Here is a 16,445-nt window from a genome sequence, read left to right as displayed (position 1 = left end):
CAGTCTCTCCTGTTGGTCAACTATGTTTTTAGGTTTTCGGGACGATCCGCCTCCCAAGGCTGGGGCTGGCATCCGCTGTTTTAGGTGCGACACCTGACGCGAATATCTGCACCCCGGCGCGCGCGGCCCCAAGATTTTAGATGACTAATTCTGAGTTAACATGCCGGGTCGCGGCGAAACTGCGACGGGACGAGACGTAACCGCCTTATTCGGCTTCGGTGCTGAGTCCGAGTTCGGGAATGCCGATCGAGCGCCGGCCGCCGAAATCGGCGCGGACAACGATAACGCCCTGCTTTTCCATATATTCGACCAGCCGCCGGATGCGTCCCGGCGAGCGACTGCCATAGGCGCGGCCGAGGATTTCGTCGTCGGGGCAGGGTTCGCCGTCCATCGCGGCGCGCGCGATCTGCAGGAACGGCGCGAACATGTCGTGCGGCAGCCGGTCGGCAACAGCGAGCATCTCGCGCCAGCGCGGCTCGGACGGATCGAACACCCCGCCCTTGGCGAGCGCGAAGCGGCGACGGAAGGCGGCGAGGTCGAGCGGAACCTTCTTCAGCTTCTGCATCCGGCAGCGCACCGAAAAATCCTGATAGAGGAAGGATTCGGGCTGGAACGCGCAATCGGGGTCCGCCAGCATCTCCTGCAACGTGTCGATCACCACCGCGTCGCTCTGCTCGGCTTCCTCGACCGCCTCGAGGATATCGAGCACGGGCGGCGCATCGAGATCTTCGTGCAGCCCCTCGCTTGCCGCGATCCGCTCCAGCACTTCGCTCGCCGCGACCGGCTCGGGTTCGGGCGCAAAGAAACGCGGCTGCGCGGGCGCTTCCAGTTCGGTGAACAGCATCGAGCGCATATCCTCGCCCCCTGCCGACGGCAGCGGCATCAGCCCGTGCGTGCCAAGCCGCGTCGAGGTCTGCGTCGACCCGATGCGCACCGCGATCGGCCGCCGCGAGATGGCGGGGCCGAGCCCGAGGAAATGCCCGCGTTCGAGGTCTCGGATCGCCTCGGCCTGCCGCCGCTCCATGCCCAGCAGGTCGGCGGCACGCGCCATGTCGATGTCGAGGAAGGTGCGCCCCATCAGGAAATTGCTCGCCTCGGCGGCGACATTCTTCGCGAGCTTCGCCAGCCGCTGCGTCGCGATCGCGCCGGCAAGGCCGCGCTTGCGCCCGCGGCACATCAGGTTCGTCATCGCCGACAGGCTCGCGCGGCGGACATTGTCGGCGACGTCGCCCGCGACGCTCGGCGCGAACATCTGCGCCTCGTCGACCACGACCAGCGCGGGGAACCAATGCTCGCGCGGCGCATCGAACAATGCGTTCAGGAACGCCGCGGCGCAAGTCATCTGCGCCTCGATATCGAGCGACTCCAGGCTGAGGATGATCGATGCGCGATGCTCGCGGATGCGCGCACCCATCGCCGCGATCTCGCGCTCGTTATAGTCGCCGCCGTTGATCACGACATGGCTGTACGCGTCGGCAAGCGTCACGAAATCGCCCTCGGGATCGATCACGATCTGCTGCACCAGCTCGGCGCTTTCCTCGAGGATGCGGCGCAAAAGGTGCGACTTGCCCGACCCCGAATTGCCCTGCACGAGCAGGCGCGTCGCGAGCAGTTCCTGCACGTCGATGCGCACGCCCTGCCCGGTGCTGTCGGTCCCGATGTCGATGCTGGTCTTCACAGCCGCCGCCCTATCGGGCGCCCTCGCGAAAGACAACCGGGCGGGTCTTCGGATCGCCGGATTTTGCCTGACCACCTTGCCAAGCGGCGCGAACCAGCCAAAAGGGCGGCATGGATTTCGACGACCAGCTCCGCCGCTATTTCGGCACCGCCGACTTGGCCGCCATCCACCCCGAGGCGCACGCTGCGGGCACCGAACGCATGCGCGTCGATTTCGGCCTCGAGACAAACCCCGGCCGCCGCTTCGCGCTGTGGGCGCTGATGTATATGCTCGGCGTCGCTCCCGATCTGGACGTTGCGTTCAAGGATGAGGACGAGCGCAACTCGGCGCGCGACTTCATGGATATGGTGGATCGGCAGCTCAGTGCTGATCCGCCAGCATAGGAAGAGCCTGCCTTGAGTCGCCGCGAACTTCTCTTGATGCTGGCCGCATGGGCCATAGTTTCGGCTCTGATTTTCACTCTTGGTATGGGTTTCGCGGGCGGATTGGAAAGTGTCATCTCGCCTCCATCGGGAGATCCGGTTTCGATCGTCCTCGCGGCGATCGTCTGGGTTTTCATCCTATTCCCGGTGGTGGCTATTCCGCTGGTCCTTATGCGCGGGCCGAAATAGCGAGAGGCAATCCGGCATGCGCGAAGAGCAAATCCTCAACGTCCCGTTAACCATACCGCAACCCCCGTCATCGTAATTTCACAAAGCCGACCGCTTTTCCCTTGCGGTGGGGCGGCGGCATCGCCACGTTGCATTTCTAAGGGGGCCGCCATCTCCCCGGCCTGGTCCCCGCAAGGAGATGAATGACCATGCCGTCTTTTTCGGAAAGCCTCGAAAAGACCCTCCATAACGCGCTAAAGGCCGCTTCGGAGCGCCACCACGAATATGCGACGCTCGAGCATCTGCTCTACGCGCTGATCGACGACGATCATGCCGCCGAAGTGATGCGCGCCTGCGGCGTCGCGCTCGACGACCTGCAATCGGCCGTCGTCCACTATCTCGATACCGAACTCGACAGCCTGAAGGTCGAGGGCCACAGCGATCCGTCGCCGACGTCGGGCTTCCAGCGCGTCGTCCAGCGTGCGATCCTGCATGTCCAGTCGTCGGGCAAGGATGAGGTGACGGGCGCCAACGTCCTCGTCGCGCTCTTCTCCGAACGCGAAAGCTATGCCGTCTATTTCCTGCAGCAGCAGGATCTGACGCGTCTCGACGCGGTCTCCTACCTCAGCCACGGGGTCGGCAAGGGCGGCAAGCCCTCGCCGCAGGCCGAGCCCGAGGAGAAAGAAGAAGCGAAGGAAAAGGCCGACGGCAAGTCGAAGAAGGAAACCGCGCTCGACCAGTTCACCGTCAACCTCAACGAGAAAGCCAAGGTCGGCAAGGTCGACCCGCTGATTGGCCGTAGCGCCGAAGTCGATCGCACGATCCAGATCCTCTGCCGCCGCAGCAAGAACAACCCGCTCTATGTGGGCGATCCCGGCGTCGGCAAGACCGCGATCGCCGAAGGCCTCGCGCGCAAGATCATTGAGGGCGACGTGCCCGAGGTGCTGCTGCCCGCGGTCATCTATTCGCTCGACATGGGCGCGCTGCTCGCCGGGACTCGTTACCGCGGCGATTTCGAGGAACGGCTGAAACAGGTCGTGACCGAACTCGAAGGCCTGCCGCACGCGATCCTGTTCATCGACGAGATCCACACCGTCATCGGTGCGGGTGCGACGAGCGGCGGCGCGATGGACGCGTCGAACCTCCTGAAACCCGCCTTGTCGGGCGGCGTGATCCGCTGCATCGGCTCGACGACGTACAAGGAGTTCCGCAATCATTTCGAAAAGGACCGCGCCCTGCTCCGCCGGTTCCAGAAGATCGACGTGATCGAACCGAGCCTCGAGGATACGAAAAAGATCCTCGCCGGTCTGCGCAGCGCGTTCGAGGCACATCACCAAGTGCGTTATACGCAGGAAGCGATCAATGCTGCGGTCGACCTGTCGGCGCGCTACATCAACGACCGGAAATTGCCCGACAAGGCGATCGACGTGATCGACGAAGTCGGCGCGATGCAGATGCTGGTCGCCCCGTCGAAGCGCAAGAAGACGATCACCGCCAAGGAGATCGAGGCCGTGATCGCGACGATGGCGCGCATTCCGCCCAAGTCGGTGTCGACCGACGACAAGGCGACGCTCGCCAGCCTCGAAACCGACCTCAAGCGCGTCGTCTTCGGCCAGAATACCGCGATCGAGGTACTCTCGTCGGCGATCAAGCTGAGCCGTGCGGGCCTGCGCGATCCCGACAAGCCGATCGGCAACTATCTGTTCAGCGGCCCGACCGGCGTCGGCAAGACCGAGGTCGCCAAGCAGCTCGCGTCGATCATGGGCATCCCGCTCCAGCGTTTCGACATGTCCGAATATATGGAACGCCATTCGGTCAGCCGCCTGATCGGCGCGCCTCCGGGCTATGTCGGTTACGATCAGGGCGGCCTGCTCACCGATGCGATCGACCAGAACCCGCATTGCGTGCTGCTGCTCGACGAAATCGAAAAGGCGCATCCCGACCTGTTCAACATCTTGTTGCAGGTCATGGATCATGGCCGCCTGACCGATCATCACGGCAAGACGGTCGACTTCCGCAACGTCATCCTGATCATGACGACCAATGCGGGCGCGAGCGACATGGCGCGCGAGGGCATCGGTTTCGGTGCGTTCACGCGCGAGGATGTGCAGGAGGAAGCGGTGAAGAATCTCTTCACCCCCGAATTCCGCAACCGCCTCGATGCGATCGTGCCCTTCGGCTATCTGCCGCCCGAAGTGGTCGCGCGCGTCGTCGACAAGTTCATCCTGCAGCTCGAACTGCAGCTTGCCGACCGCAACGTCCACATCCAGCTCGACGATGCGGCGCGTGAATGGCTGACCGGCAAGGGCTATGACAAGCTCTATGGCGCGCGTCCGATGGGCCGCCTGATCCAGGAAAAGATCAAGCAGCCGCTCGCCGAGGAACTGCTCTTCGGCAAGCTGGTCCATGGCGGCGAGGTCAAGGTGAAGATGAAGACGGGCGAGGATGCCAAGGTCGGCAATCCGCTCACCTTCGAAATCACCCCCGCCGCGCCAAAGGCCGGCAAGGGCAAAGCCAAGGGCAAGGCCGAGAAGGCCGCGGAATAACCAACCTGCTCCCCTCCCGCTTGCGGGAGGGGCAGTGAGGCTTGCGGGCTTGCCCGCTAGCCGCAGCGGGGAGGGCTCGGCGACGCTACAGCCCCTCCCCAAACCCCTCCCGCAAGCGGGAGGGGCTTACTGCCCTCGCAATTTGGCGCCACATCGCCTATATCGCTCTTATGTACGACTATGTCTCCGTAACCGCCGCCGACGCTGCGGCCCCCGCCCGCGTTCGCGACGGCACGATCAAGCTCCACGACGAGGCGGGCTTTGCCGGCATGCGCAAGGCCGGCCGCCTGTCGGCCGAAATCCTCGACGCGCTCGTTCCCTTCGTCCAGCCGGGCGTGACGACGGCGGCGATCGACGACCTCGTCCGCACGATGATGCTCGATGGCGGCGGCATCCCCGCGACATTGGGCTACCGCGGCTTCACGCACAGTTGCTGCACCAGCATCAACCATGTCGTCTGCCATGGGATTCCCGACGACAAGCCGGTGCGCGAGGGCGATATCGTCAACATCGACGTCACCAGCATCGTCGACGGCTGGCACGGCGACACCAGCCGCATGTATCTGGTCGGCGACGTGCCGATCAAGGCGAAGCGCCTCGTCGAAGTCACTTACGAGTGCCTGATGCTCGGAATCGAGCAGGCGAAGCCCGGCAACCGCATGGGCGACGTCGCACACGCGATCCAGCAGCATGCCGAGCGCCACCGCTATTCGGTCGTCCGCGATTTCTGCGGCCACGGCCTCGGCCAGATGTTCCACGACGCCCCCGAAGTGGTCCACGCCGGCCGCCCCGGCACCGGTCCCGAACTTCGCCCCGGCATGTTCTTCACGATCGAGCCGATGATCAACACCGGCAAATATGCGGTGAAGATGCTCGCCGACGGCTGGACCGCGGTGACGCGCGACCGCTCGCTCTCGGCGCAGTTCGAACACAGCATCGGCATCACCGAAACCGGCTGCGAAATCTTCACCGCCAGCCCCAAGGGTCTGAACGCGCCGCCTTGGGCCTGATCGACACCGCGGTTTGTATTTCGTCATCCCGGACTTGATCCGGGATCGATGATTTCCCGCGCCGCGCTGATCTTCGTGGACCCCGGATCAAGTCCGGGGCGATGACGGGGAGAGCCCCTCACCGCTCCCCCCATTTTCCCGCTTGCACCTCTGCGTCTTCGCGCGCAGTCTTGACGTTAACGTCAACGATAGGCGTCGGGAGAGAATGGGATGGCGAAACGGGTCTTTACGGCCGCGCTGCTGGGCTGCGCTGCTTTGGCATTGGCTTCATGCAATGCGTCGAAGAATGACAGTATCTCGGGCGGCGGATCGCTCGACGAGGCCGAAAAGGCCAGCGAGACCTTGCTCAAGACCGGCGGCAACGGCGATAACTGGGCCGGCATCGGCTACAGCTATGACGAGCAACGCTTCAGCCCGCTGACCGACATTAACGACAAGAATGTGGGCGAGCTCGGCATCGCCTGGACCGCCGACCTCGACGATGCGCGCGGGCAGGAAGCGACCCCCGTGGTCGTCGACGGCGTGATGTATGTAACCCATGCCTGGTCGAAGGTCAGCGCATGGGATGCTGCGACCGGCAAAGAGCTGTGGAAATTCGATCCCAAGGTTCCAGGCGAACGCGCGGTTTCGGCCTGCTGCGACGTCGTCAACCGCGGCGTCGCGGTGTGGGGCGACAAGGTCTTTGTCGGCGCGCTCGACGGCCGCCTGATCGCGCTCGACAAAAAGACGGGCAAGGAATTGTGGTCGACGCAGACCTTCGACACCTCGAAACCCTACACGATCACCGGCGCCCCGCGCGTCGTGAAGGACATGGTGCTGATCGGCAACGGCGGCGCCGAATTCGGCGTGCGCGGCTATGTCACCGCCTATGACGCCGACACCGGCAAGGAGCGCTGGCGCTTCTACACCGCGCCCAATCCGAAGAAGGAAAAGGATGGCGCAGCGTCGGACGACATCTTCGCGAGCAAGGCCAACGCGACCTGGTCCGACAAGGGCGAGTGGCAGACCTCGGGCGGCGGCGGCACCGTGTGGGACGCGATCGTCTACGACAAGGATCTCGACCAGATCTATCTCGGCGTCGGCAACGGCAATCCGTGGAACCACGGCACGCGCTCGAACGGCGAAGGCGACAACTGGTTCCTCTCGTCCGTCGTGGCGCTCGATGCGACGACCGGCAAATATAAGTGGCACTATCAGGAGACCCCGGCGGAGACGTGGGACTATACCGCGACCCAGCCGATCATCCTCGCCGAGCAGGCGGTGAACGGCAAACCCGTCAAAGTGCTGTACCACGCGCCGAAAAACGGCTTTTTCTTCACCATCGACCGGTCGAACGGCAAGCTGATCGACGCAAAGCCGTTCGTCGACGGGATCAACTGGGCGACGGGCTATGATCTCGCCACCGGTCGCCCGATCGAAAATCCCGAGGCCCGCTTCTACAAGACCGGCAAGCCCTTCATCGCGATCCCCGGCGCGCTTGGCGCGCACAACTGGCATCCGATGAGCTACAACCCCGCGACGGGCCTGGTCTATATCCCCGCGCAGCAGATCCCGCAGGGCTATCTCGCCGACATGGACGAACTCGACAAGCGCAAGGTGCTGGGCTTCAACGTCGGCACCTCGCTCAACAAGACGATGCTGCCCGACGACAAGGCCGCGTTCCGCGCCGCCATCGCCGCGACCACCGGCCGCCTCGTCGCCTTCGATCCGCGCACGGGCAAGGTCGCGTGGAGCGTCGATCATCCCGCCGCATGGAACGGCGGCACGATGACCACTGCGGGCAATCTCGTCTTCCAGGGCACCAGCCTCGGCCGCTTCCGCGCCTATGCCGCCGATACGGGCAAGCAACTGCTCGACCTCGACATGCAGTCGGGGATCGTCAGCGCGCCCTCGACCTTCCGCGTCGGCGGCGTCCAGTATATCGCCTTCCAGACGAGCAAGGGCGGCGCCTTCCCACTCGTCGCCGGGGTTGCGGGCGGCGCGACGCGCAAGATCCCGAACATCCCGCGCCTGATCGTCATGAAGATCGGCGGCACCGTGAAACTCCCCGCCCCACCTGCTTCGGCGGCGCTCGCATGGAACCCGCCGCCGATGACCGCATCGCCCACGCAGGTCGCGGCGGGCAAGGCGCATTTCGGGCGCTATTGCATCGTCTGTCATGGCGACAGCGCGATCGGCAACGGCTTTACCCCTGACCTTCGCGTCTCGGGCACACTCGCCAACGCCGATGCGTGGAAGGGCGTCGTGATCGGCGGCGCGCTGAAAGACCGCGGCATGGTGAGCTTCGCCAATGTGCTGACCGCGCAAGATGCCGAGGCGATTCGCGCCTATGTCATCGAGCGATCGAACTGGACCAAGGCGAACCTGCCCGACGCATCGGCCCCGATGGGACGCTGACTGCTCAAAATTTAGGCAGCTAGAGAACGCCGTTGCCCACCCCTTGGGCAGCGGCGTTCTTTCGTTTCAAATTTCTTACCGAAAGCGCGCGATTCGCCAATTGGCACGGCTTTTGATTGGTGCAAGATGGCGGGACATCGCACCGACTCGACGGCAGACCGGACCAGGCACGCCTGATCCGGCTTGACGCGCAAGGAGCGGCGGCCAGCCCAAAGGGGGACGAAAAGCGTGAAGAAGATTGAGGCGATCATCAAGCCGTTCAAGCTCGACGAAGTGAAGGAAGCGCTGCACGAAGTGGGTGTCAGCGGGATCACCGTCACCGAGGCCAAGGGGTTCGGACGGCAGAAGGGTCACACCGAACTGTACCGCGGCGCCGAATATGTCGTCGACTTTCTGCCCAAGGTGAAGCTCGAAGTCATCGTCGAAGATTCGATGGCCGAACGTGTGGTGGAGGCAATCGCCGCCGCCGCGCAGACCGGCCGGATCGGCGATGGCAAGATCTTCGTCATTCCGGTCGAAACCGCGCTCCGCATTCGCACCGGCGAACGCAACGAGGACGCGCTTTAATCTTTCGCATTTTTCGAAAACCCGACAACCCCCGGCACGCCGGACCATTTCGCAAGAAGGAAGCATAGACGATGGCTACGAAGCCCAAGGATATCATCGCGCGGATCAAGGAAAACGACATCGAGTGGGTCGACCTGCGCTTCACCGACCCCAAGGGCAAGTGGCAGCACCTGACCATGGTCGCCTCGATCCTCGGCGAGGACGAACTCGAAGACGGCCTGATGTTCGACGGTTCGTCGATCGAAGGCTGGAAAGCGATCAACGAGTCGGACATGATCCTGAAGCCCGACCTCGACGCCGTTTATGACGACCCCTTCTCGGCCACCCCGATGCTCGTGATCTTCTGCGACATCGTCGAGCCGTCGACCGGCGAAGGCTATGCCCGCGACCCGCGCACGACCGCGAAGCGCGCCGAGGCCTATGTCGCCTCGACCGGCGTCGGCGACACCGTCTATGTCGGCCCCGAAGCCGAATTCTTCATGTTCGACGACGTCCGTTTCGAAACCGGCTACAACAAGTCGGGTTTCGAGATCGACGATATCGAACTGCCGACGAACACCGGCCGCAGCTATGAAGGCGGCAACCTCGCGCACCGTCCGCGCGCCAAGGGCGGCTATTTCCCTGTCGCGCCGGTCGACAGCGCCGTCGACATCCGCGCCGAAATGGTTTCGACGATGCTCGAAATGGGCCTGCCCTGCGACAAGCATCACCATGAAGTCGCCGCCGCGCAGCACGAACTCGGCCTCACGTTCGGCACGCTGACCGAAACCGCCGACCGCATGCAGATCTACAAATATGTCGTGCACCAGGTCGCCCATGCCTATGGCAAGACCGCGACCTTCATGCCGAAGCCGATCAAGGACGACAACGGCAGCGGCATGCACACCCACATCTCGATCTGGGAAAAGGGCAAGCCGCTCTTCGCCGGCAACGGCTATGCGGGCCTCAGCGACATGTGCCTCTATTTCATCGGCGGCGTCGTGAAGCATGCCAAGGCGCTCAATGCTTTCACCAACCCGACGACGAACAGCTACAAGCGTCTCGTCCCCGGCTTCGAAGCGCCGGTGCTGCTCGCTTACTCGAGCCGCAACCGTTCGGCCTCGTGCCGCATCCCCTATGGTGCTGGCGCGAAGTCGAAGCGCGTCGAGTTCCGTTTCCCCGACGCGATGGCGAACCCCTATCTCTGCTATTCGGCACTGCTGATGGCGGGCCTCGACGGCATCCAGAACAAGATCCACCCCGGCGACGCGATGGACAAGAATCTGTACGATCTGCCGCCCGAGGAACTGAGCGAAGTTCCGACCGTCTGCGGCAGCTTGCGCGAAGCGCTCGACAGCCTGCTCGCCGACCACGACTTCCTGCTCAAGGGCGACGTGTTCAGCAAGGATCAGATCGAAGCCTATGTCGAGCTGAAGTGGGACGAAGTCTATCGCTTCGAACAGACGCCGAGCCCGGTCGAATTCGACATGTACTACAGCGCCTGACCACTGGGGGCATGTAGAAGGGCGTCCGGTTCGGGGGAACCGGGCGCCCTTTTCCTTTTTTCGCGCCACGCGGCAGATTTGGTAAATCGGCGGGGTTGCGGTCCACAGCAACGAATGGCAGGTTGCATCCAAGGTGGGCTATGGCTGAAAAAGGCTGTTTTTCTATGCGGATGCGTGTCTTACTTGCCCTCACTCCCTTGGCTCTGGCTTCATGCGGCGGCGGTGGCAGCGGCGGAACCCCGCCCGCTACCAACGCTCCACCCACCTTCACCTCGCTCCAGACCGCCAGCGTCGCGGAAAACACGACCGCCGCCTATCAGGCGACCGCAAGCGATCCCGATGGCAATGCGTTGACCTTCGCGATCGATGGCGGCGCCGACGCGGCCCGCTTCTCGATCACCACGGCAGGGGCGCTCCGCTTCAACGACGCCCCCGATTACGACCTGCCCGGCGATGCCAATGGCGACAATGTCTATACCGTGCAGCTACGTGTCAGCGATGCGCGCGCCAGCGCGACGCAAACGGTGAATATCACCGTCACCAACAGTCGCGAGGGCATATCGGTCGCGCGCGTCGGCACCGGCTTCAGCCAGCCCACCTATGTGCTTGGCATCCCAGGCAGCAACGACGTCTATGTGCTGGAAAAGGCCGGCCGCGTTTACCGGCTCACCCCCTCGACCGGCGTCAAGACGTTGCTCTTCACGGTCGGCGACCTGTCGACCGACGGCGAGGGCGGGTTGCTCAGCATGGCGCTGCTGCCCAACCCGGCGAATTCCGACCGCTTCATGATCTATTGCACCAATGCCGCAGGCGACATTGAAATTCGTGAATATGGAACCCTATCCGGAACACCGCGCGTGTTGGCGAGGCTGACGATACCGCATCCGGGAGCGAGCAATCATAACGGCGGCTCGATGGTCTTTGGTCCCGACGGCTTTCTCTATGTCGGCACGGGCGACGGCGGCGGCGCGGGCGACCCCGGCAACAATGCCCAGAACCCCAATTCGCAGCTCGGCAAGATCTTGCGCATATTCGTCGTGCCCGATCCCTATGCCGGGGCCTCGGTTCCGTCGGACCGCGATTTCTTGAGGCCTGCCCCCGGCAATCCCTATATCGGCGGCGGCGGCGATCCCTATATTTATGCGATTGGCCTCCGCAATCCGTTCCGCACCTCCTTCTCGGGCACGTCACTGATCATCGGCGATGTCGGACAGGGCGCGGTCGAAGAGATCGACCTTGTCACGACGACGCAGTCCGGGCTCAACTTCGGCTGGCGCTTCAAGGAAGGGACGCAGCCCTACACCGGCACCGCGCCGGGCGGTCTTACCGATCCCGTCGCCGAATATGGCCATGGCAGCGGTCCGCGACAGGGCAATTCGATCACGGGCGGCTACGTCTATCGCGGTCCGGTGACATCGCTCGCCGGCCAATATGTCTTCGCCGATTTCGTGTCGGGCAATATCTGGTCGGTGCCCTTCTCCAGCTTCGTACCCGGGCAGACGCTCGCGTCGTCGCGCTTCGCGCGGCGGAACGAGGATTTCGCGCCGGACGCCGGCACGGTCAGCTCGATCGCCTCTTTCGGTGAAGACAGTTCGGGCAATCTGTTCCTTGTCAGCATCAACGGGGACATTTTCATGGTGCGTCCGGGCTAAGCGCTTGCGGCCCATCGAGGGGCGAGGCAGAAGGAAGCGATCCCAGAGGAGCCCTCCATGAAATCAATGCCTTTTGCCGCTCTCGTCGCCCTCCAGCTCGCGTGCGCTCCGGCCGTGCAGGCCAAGCTGTCGAAAGCCGAAAGCGCAATGACGAAGACGGTCGACGCCGAGCAGGCGCGGAGCCTCGCCCTGCTCGAAAAGCTCGTCAACCAGAACAGCGGTTCGCAAAATCTAGAGGGCGTCGAAAAGGTCGGCGCGATGATGCGCGCCGAACTCGAACCGCTCGGCTTCAAGGTCGAATGGAAAGACATGCGCGACACCGGCCGCGCCGGGCACCTGATCGCGACGCACACCGGCAAATCCGATGCCAAGCGCCTGCTCCTCATCGCGCATCTCGACACGGTGTTCGAACCCGACTCACCCTTTCAGAAATTCGTCCGCAAGGGCGATATGGGTGAAGGCCCCGGTGCGGGCGACGACAAGGGCGGGATGGTCGTCATCGTCGCGGCGCTGCGCGCGATGAAGGCCGCCGGCACCCTCAAGGACGCCAATATCGAAATCCACATGACCGGGGACGAAGAGGATTCGGGCACCCCGATCGAAAAGGCGCGTGCCGACCTGATAGCCGCCGGCAAACGCAGCGACGTTGCGCTCGATTTCGAAGGTCTCGTCCGCGACAATGGCGCCGACATGGGATCGATCGCGCGCCGTTCGTCGGATAGCTGGACGGTCACCGCGACAGGCAAGAGCGCGCACAGCTCGGGCATCTTCAGCGCCGCGGCGGGCGACGGTGCGATCTATGAACTCACGCGCATCATCCAGCGTTTTCGTACCGAGCTTCCCGAGCAGAACCTGACCTTCAACGTCGGGCTGATCGCCGGCGGGCAGCAGGCCGAACTCGACGCCGGCGGCATCCGCGCCACCGTCAATGGCAAGACCAATATCATCGCACCGATTGCGGTCGCGCGCGGCGACCTCCGCGCGCTGTCGCCCGAACAGATCGAGCGGGTGAAAGCAAAAATGGCAACGATCGTCGCCGAACACGCTCCCGGCACCGATGCGAAACTCAGCTTCGATCCCGGCGGCTATCCCTCGATGGCGCCGACCGACGGCAACCGCGCCTTGCTCGCGAAACTCAACGGCGTGAACCGCGACCTCGGGCTCGCCGAAATGGCGCCGCTCGATCCGCTCAAGCGCGGCGCGGGCGACATCAGCTTCGTCGCCGCCGACGTCGACGGGCTTGCGGGACTGGGGCCGTACAGCACCGGCGACCATGCGCCGGGCGAAGCCGTCGATATCCCGAGCATCGCCCGCCAGGCGACGCGCGCCGCCATATTGATGTCACGCCTTTCTGCTGAAAAACGTTAAACTGCCGCCTTTGGCAGTTGGCCGCGCTTGATTCATCGGGCACAGTGATTAGGTAGCAATCCAAGACGGAATTGACCGCCGATGGGAGAAGAATGATGAGCACCGAAACGCACCTCAAACAGAATTACATCGGCGGCCGCTGGGTCGACAGCAAGGGCGGCAAGCTCCACGACGTCATCAACCCAGCGACCGAAGAGGCGGCCTCAACCGTCGTGCTCGGGACCGCCGCCGACGTCGACGACGCCGTCGCCGCCGCGAAGGAAGCCTTCAAGAGCTTCTCGCAGACGACGCGCGAAGAGCGCCTCGACCTGCTGAACCGCATCGTCGAAGAGTACAAGAAGCGCGCACCCGACCTCGCCAAATCGATGGCCTCGGAAATGGGTGCGCCGGTCAGCTTCGCGGGCACCGCGCAGGTCGGCGCCGGCATCGGCGGCTTCCTCGGCACGATCGCCGCGCTGAAAGACTTCAGCTTCACCGAAAAATATGCCGCGGGCATGATCGCCTATGAACCGATCGGCGTCGTCGGCATGATCACCCCCTGGAACTGGCCGCTCAACCAGATCGCGCTGAAGGTCGCCCCCGCGCTCGCCGCCGGCAACACGATGGTGCTGAAGCCGTCGGAAGAATGCCCCGGCAACGCGGTGATCTTCGCCGAAATCCTCGAAGCCGCGGGCGTTCCCGCCGGCGTCTTCAACCTCGTGCAGGGCGACGGCCCGACCGTCGGCAACGCGATCAGCGCACACCCCGGCATCGAAATGGTGAGCTTCACCGGCTCGACCCGCGCCGGCATCCTCGTCGCCAAAGCGGCGGCCGACACCGTCAAGCGCGTCCATCAGGAACTCGGCGGCAAGTCGCCGAACATCGTCCTGCCCGACGCCGATTTCGCCGCCGTGCTGCCCCCGACGGTGCAGGGCGTGCTCGTCAACACCGGCCAGAGCTGCATCGCGCCGACGCGCATCCTCGTCCAGAAGGACCGCGAGGCCGAAGCCGTCGGCGTCATCAAGGCAATGTTCGACGGCACGCAGGTCGGCGACCCGCAGGCCGAGGGCGGCCACATCGGCCCCGTCGTGAACAAGGCACAATATGACAAGATTCAGGGGCTGATCCAGTCGGCGATCGACGAGGGCGCGACGCTCGAGACCGGCGGCACCGGCCTGCCCTCGAACGTCAACCGCGGCTATTATATCAAGCCGACCGTCTTCTCGGGCGTGACGCGCGACATGCGCATCGCCAATGAAGAGATCTTCGGCCCCGTCGCAACGATCATGGCCTATGGCGACCTCGACGAAGCCGTCGATATCGCCAACGACACCGAATATGGCCTGTCGGCGGTGGTTTCGGGCGATCCCGCCAAGGCAGCCGAAATCGCGCCGAAGCTGCGCGCCGGCATGGTCGCCGTCAACGCATGGGGGCCCGGCCCGGGCGCGGCATTCGGCGGTTACAAGGCATCGGGCAACGGCCGCGAAGGCGGCGTGTTCGGCCTCAAGGACTTTATGGAAGTAAAGTCGATCAGCGGCATTCCGGCCTGATCTACGCCACAGCCTGATTGACGTCGGGGGCGTAGCGGTTAAGCGGGCGGGATGACCACCCGCTCACCGCTCGCCCCCGACTCATTTCCGGCCCTCCCCGACATCGCCGGGGTCACGCGCCGCGTCGCGCGCGCGCATTACAAGAATTGGGACCGCTGCGACCTCACCTATGTCGAGCTTGCACCCGGCACGACCGTCGCGGGCGTCTTCACGCGCAATATCTGCTGCTCGTCCGAGGTCGAACTCGGCCGTGAGCAGGTCAAGGGCGGCAAGGGCCGCGCGCTGATCGTCAACGCGGGCAACAGCAACGCCTTTACCGGCTATCGCGGGCGTGAGGCGGTCGAACAGATCATGCAACAGGTCGCGGGCCACCTCGGCTGCGACGCGAACGAAGTCTTCGTCAGCTCGACCGGCGTCATCGGCGTGCCGCTGCCCAAGGACAAGGCGCGGGCCGGGGTCGAGGCCGCGCTCACCGCACAGCCCTGCTCGTGGGAAGCCGTCGCCGAAACGATCGGAACAACCGACACCTTCGCCAAGGGATCCGCCGCCAGCGCGATCGTCGGCGGCACGACGGTGCAGGTCGCCGGCGTGGTCAAGGGATCGGGCATGATCGCCCCCGACATGGCGACGATGCTCGGCTATATCTTCACCGACGCCGCGGTCGCACCCGCGCTGTTGCAGGAGATGCTGAGCGAGGCGACGGGCGGCAGCTTCAACAGCATCACCGTCGACAGCGATACTTCGACCAGCGATACGGTGCTGCTCTTCGCGACCGGACAGGCGGGCAATACGCCGCTCACGACCCGCGACGATCCCGGTGCCGACGCGCTCTACGCGGCGATCCGCGAAGTCGCGCTCGACCTTGCGCATCAAGTGGTGCGCGACGGCGAAGGCGCGTCGAAATTCATCGAAATTCAGGTCACCGGTGCGACCAGCGACGACAGCGCGAAGCGCGTCGCGCTAGCCATCGCCAATTCGCCGCTGGTCAAGACCGCGATCGCGGGCGAAGACGCCAATTGGGGCCGCGTCGTGATGGCGGTGGGCAAGGCCGGCGAACCCGCCGACCGCGACCGGCTCGCGATCCGTTTCGGCGACCATTGGGTCGCGAAGGACGGCCTGCCCGTCGATGGCTATGACGAAGCGCCGGTCGCGGCGCATCTGAAGGGCCAGGACATCCGCGTTGGCGCCGACCTCGGCCTTGGCGAAGGCCGCGCGACCGTGTGGACCTGCGACCTCACCCACGGTTACATCAGCATCAACGCCGACTATCGGAGCTGACAGCATCCTGTTACGGGGCCTGCGCGCAATACAGCGCGCAAGCCACAGGAGGCCGTCATGGTACGCAAAAAAGACTTCGCCGACCTGCCCTGCTTTCGAGACCAGCTCGAAACGGCGTAAGGGTTACCCTTCCGAAACGCAGGTCAAGCGGGGACACCGCTTCGTCCACGGCGACAAGGAACTCATCGAAAAACTCGGCCGCAAGGATCCATGCCCGTGCGGATCAGGGCAGAGGTTTCCGCAACTGCTGCCTGACATCGGGCCGGTTTCGACGGTTCCGGGCGCCATGACTATTGGCGCGACTGACCGATAAAAAGCAAACCCCGGCGCCGGTTATCCGGCGTCG

13 protein-coding genes are annotated in these 16,445 nt (G+C 64.3%); 12 read left to right on the top strand and 1 reads right to left on the bottom strand.

From position 1 onward, the window contains the following. Nucleotides 1–205: 205 nt before the first annotated feature. On the bottom strand, nt 206–1,678 hold the full coding sequence (locus BLW56_RS11370) for an ATP-binding protein (RefSeq protein ID WP_093510586.1): 1,473 nt from the start codon (nt 1,676–1,678) through the stop codon (nt 206–208). A gap of 110 nt (nt 1,679–1,788) precedes the next feature. Here BLW56_RS11370 and BLW56_RS11365 point away from each other — a divergent pair, with 110 nt between their 5' ends. The 12 genes from BLW56_RS11365 to BLW56_RS21065 all read left to right on the top strand — a co-directional run bounded on the left by BLW56_RS11365 (nt 1,789) and on the right by BLW56_RS21065 (nt 16,412). Further along, a complete protein-coding gene (locus BLW56_RS11365; RefSeq protein WP_093510585.1) occupies nt 1,789–2,061 on the top strand; it encodes a hypothetical protein in 273 nt (90 codons plus the stop codon). A 12-nt stretch (nt 2,062–2,073) separates the two neighbouring features. Continuing rightward, nucleotides 2,074–2,289, top strand: coding sequence for a hypothetical protein (locus tag BLW56_RS20400; protein WP_143043440.1), 216 nt, complete (start codon nt 2,074–2,076; stop codon nt 2,287–2,289). A 188-nt stretch (nt 2,290–2,477) separates the two neighbouring features. Beyond that, complete coding sequence (gene clpA, locus BLW56_RS11360) at nt 2,478–4,814, top strand: ATP-dependent Clp protease ATP-binding subunit ClpA (RefSeq protein ID WP_093510932.1); 2,337 nt, start codon at nt 2,478–2,480, stop codon at nt 4,812–4,814. Nucleotides 4,815–4,984: 170 nt separating this feature from the next. After that, entirely contained in the window at nt 4,985–5,824 is an 840-nt protein-coding gene (gene map, locus BLW56_RS11355; RefSeq protein WP_093510584.1) for a type I methionyl aminopeptidase, read from the top strand. Nucleotides 5,825–6,034: 210 nt separating this feature from the next. Further along, nucleotides 6,035–8,221 (top strand): PQQ-dependent dehydrogenase, methanol/ethanol family, encoded by a 2,187-nt coding sequence (locus BLW56_RS11350; protein WP_093510583.1) that lies wholly within the window; start codon nt 6,035–6,037, stop codon nt 8,219–8,221. A 228-nt stretch (nt 8,222–8,449) separates the two neighbouring features. Then, a complete protein-coding gene (locus BLW56_RS11345) occupies nt 8,450–8,788 on the top strand; it encodes a P-II family nitrogen regulator (RefSeq protein WP_037518110.1) in 339 nt (112 codons plus the stop codon). A gap of 71 nt (nt 8,789–8,859) precedes the next feature. After that, nucleotides 8,860–10,272, top strand: a complete 1,413-nt coding sequence (glnA, locus tag BLW56_RS11340; RefSeq protein WP_093510582.1) for a type I glutamate--ammonia ligase — start codon at nt 8,860–8,862, stop codon at nt 10,270–10,272. 197 nt (nt 10,273–10,469) lie between these two features. Beyond that, a complete protein-coding gene (locus BLW56_RS11335) occupies nt 10,470–11,924 on the top strand; it encodes a PQQ-dependent sugar dehydrogenase (protein ID WP_177175915.1) in 1,455 nt (484 codons plus the stop codon). Between the two features lie 66 nt (nt 11,925–11,990). Continuing rightward, on the top strand, nt 11,991–13,292 hold the full coding sequence (locus tag BLW56_RS11330) for a M20/M25/M40 family metallo-hydrolase (RefSeq protein WP_177175943.1): 1,302 nt from the start codon (nt 11,991–11,993) through the stop codon (nt 13,290–13,292). A gap of 95 nt (nt 13,293–13,387) precedes the next feature. Then, entirely contained in the window at nt 13,388–14,821 is a 1,434-nt protein-coding gene (locus tag BLW56_RS11325) for an aldehyde dehydrogenase family protein (RefSeq protein WP_093510931.1), read from the top strand. A 51-nt stretch (nt 14,822–14,872) separates the two neighbouring features. Continuing rightward, the gene (gene argJ / locus BLW56_RS11320) at nt 14,873–16,099 is read left to right on the top strand and encodes a bifunctional glutamate N-acetyltransferase/amino-acid acetyltransferase ArgJ (RefSeq protein WP_093510579.1); all 1,227 of its coding nucleotides are present in this window, start codon (nt 14,873–14,875) and stop codon (nt 16,097–16,099) included. Next, entirely contained in the window at nt 16,002–16,412 is a 411-nt protein-coding gene (locus BLW56_RS21065; RefSeq protein ID WP_371262225.1) for an SEC-C metal-binding domain-containing protein, read from the top strand. Before argJ ends, BLW56_RS21065 begins: the two co-directional genes overlap by 98 nt. Nucleotides 16,413–16,445 lie beyond the last annotated feature (33 nt).

It is taken from the genome of Sphingopyxis sp. YR583 (genome assembly GCF_900108295.1).
Classification (GTDB): Bacteria; Pseudomonadota; Alphaproteobacteria; order Sphingomonadales; family Sphingomonadaceae; genus Sphingopyxis.
Note: the sequence above shows the minus strand (reverse complement) of the source record. Positions and strands in the feature narration are given on the sequence as shown.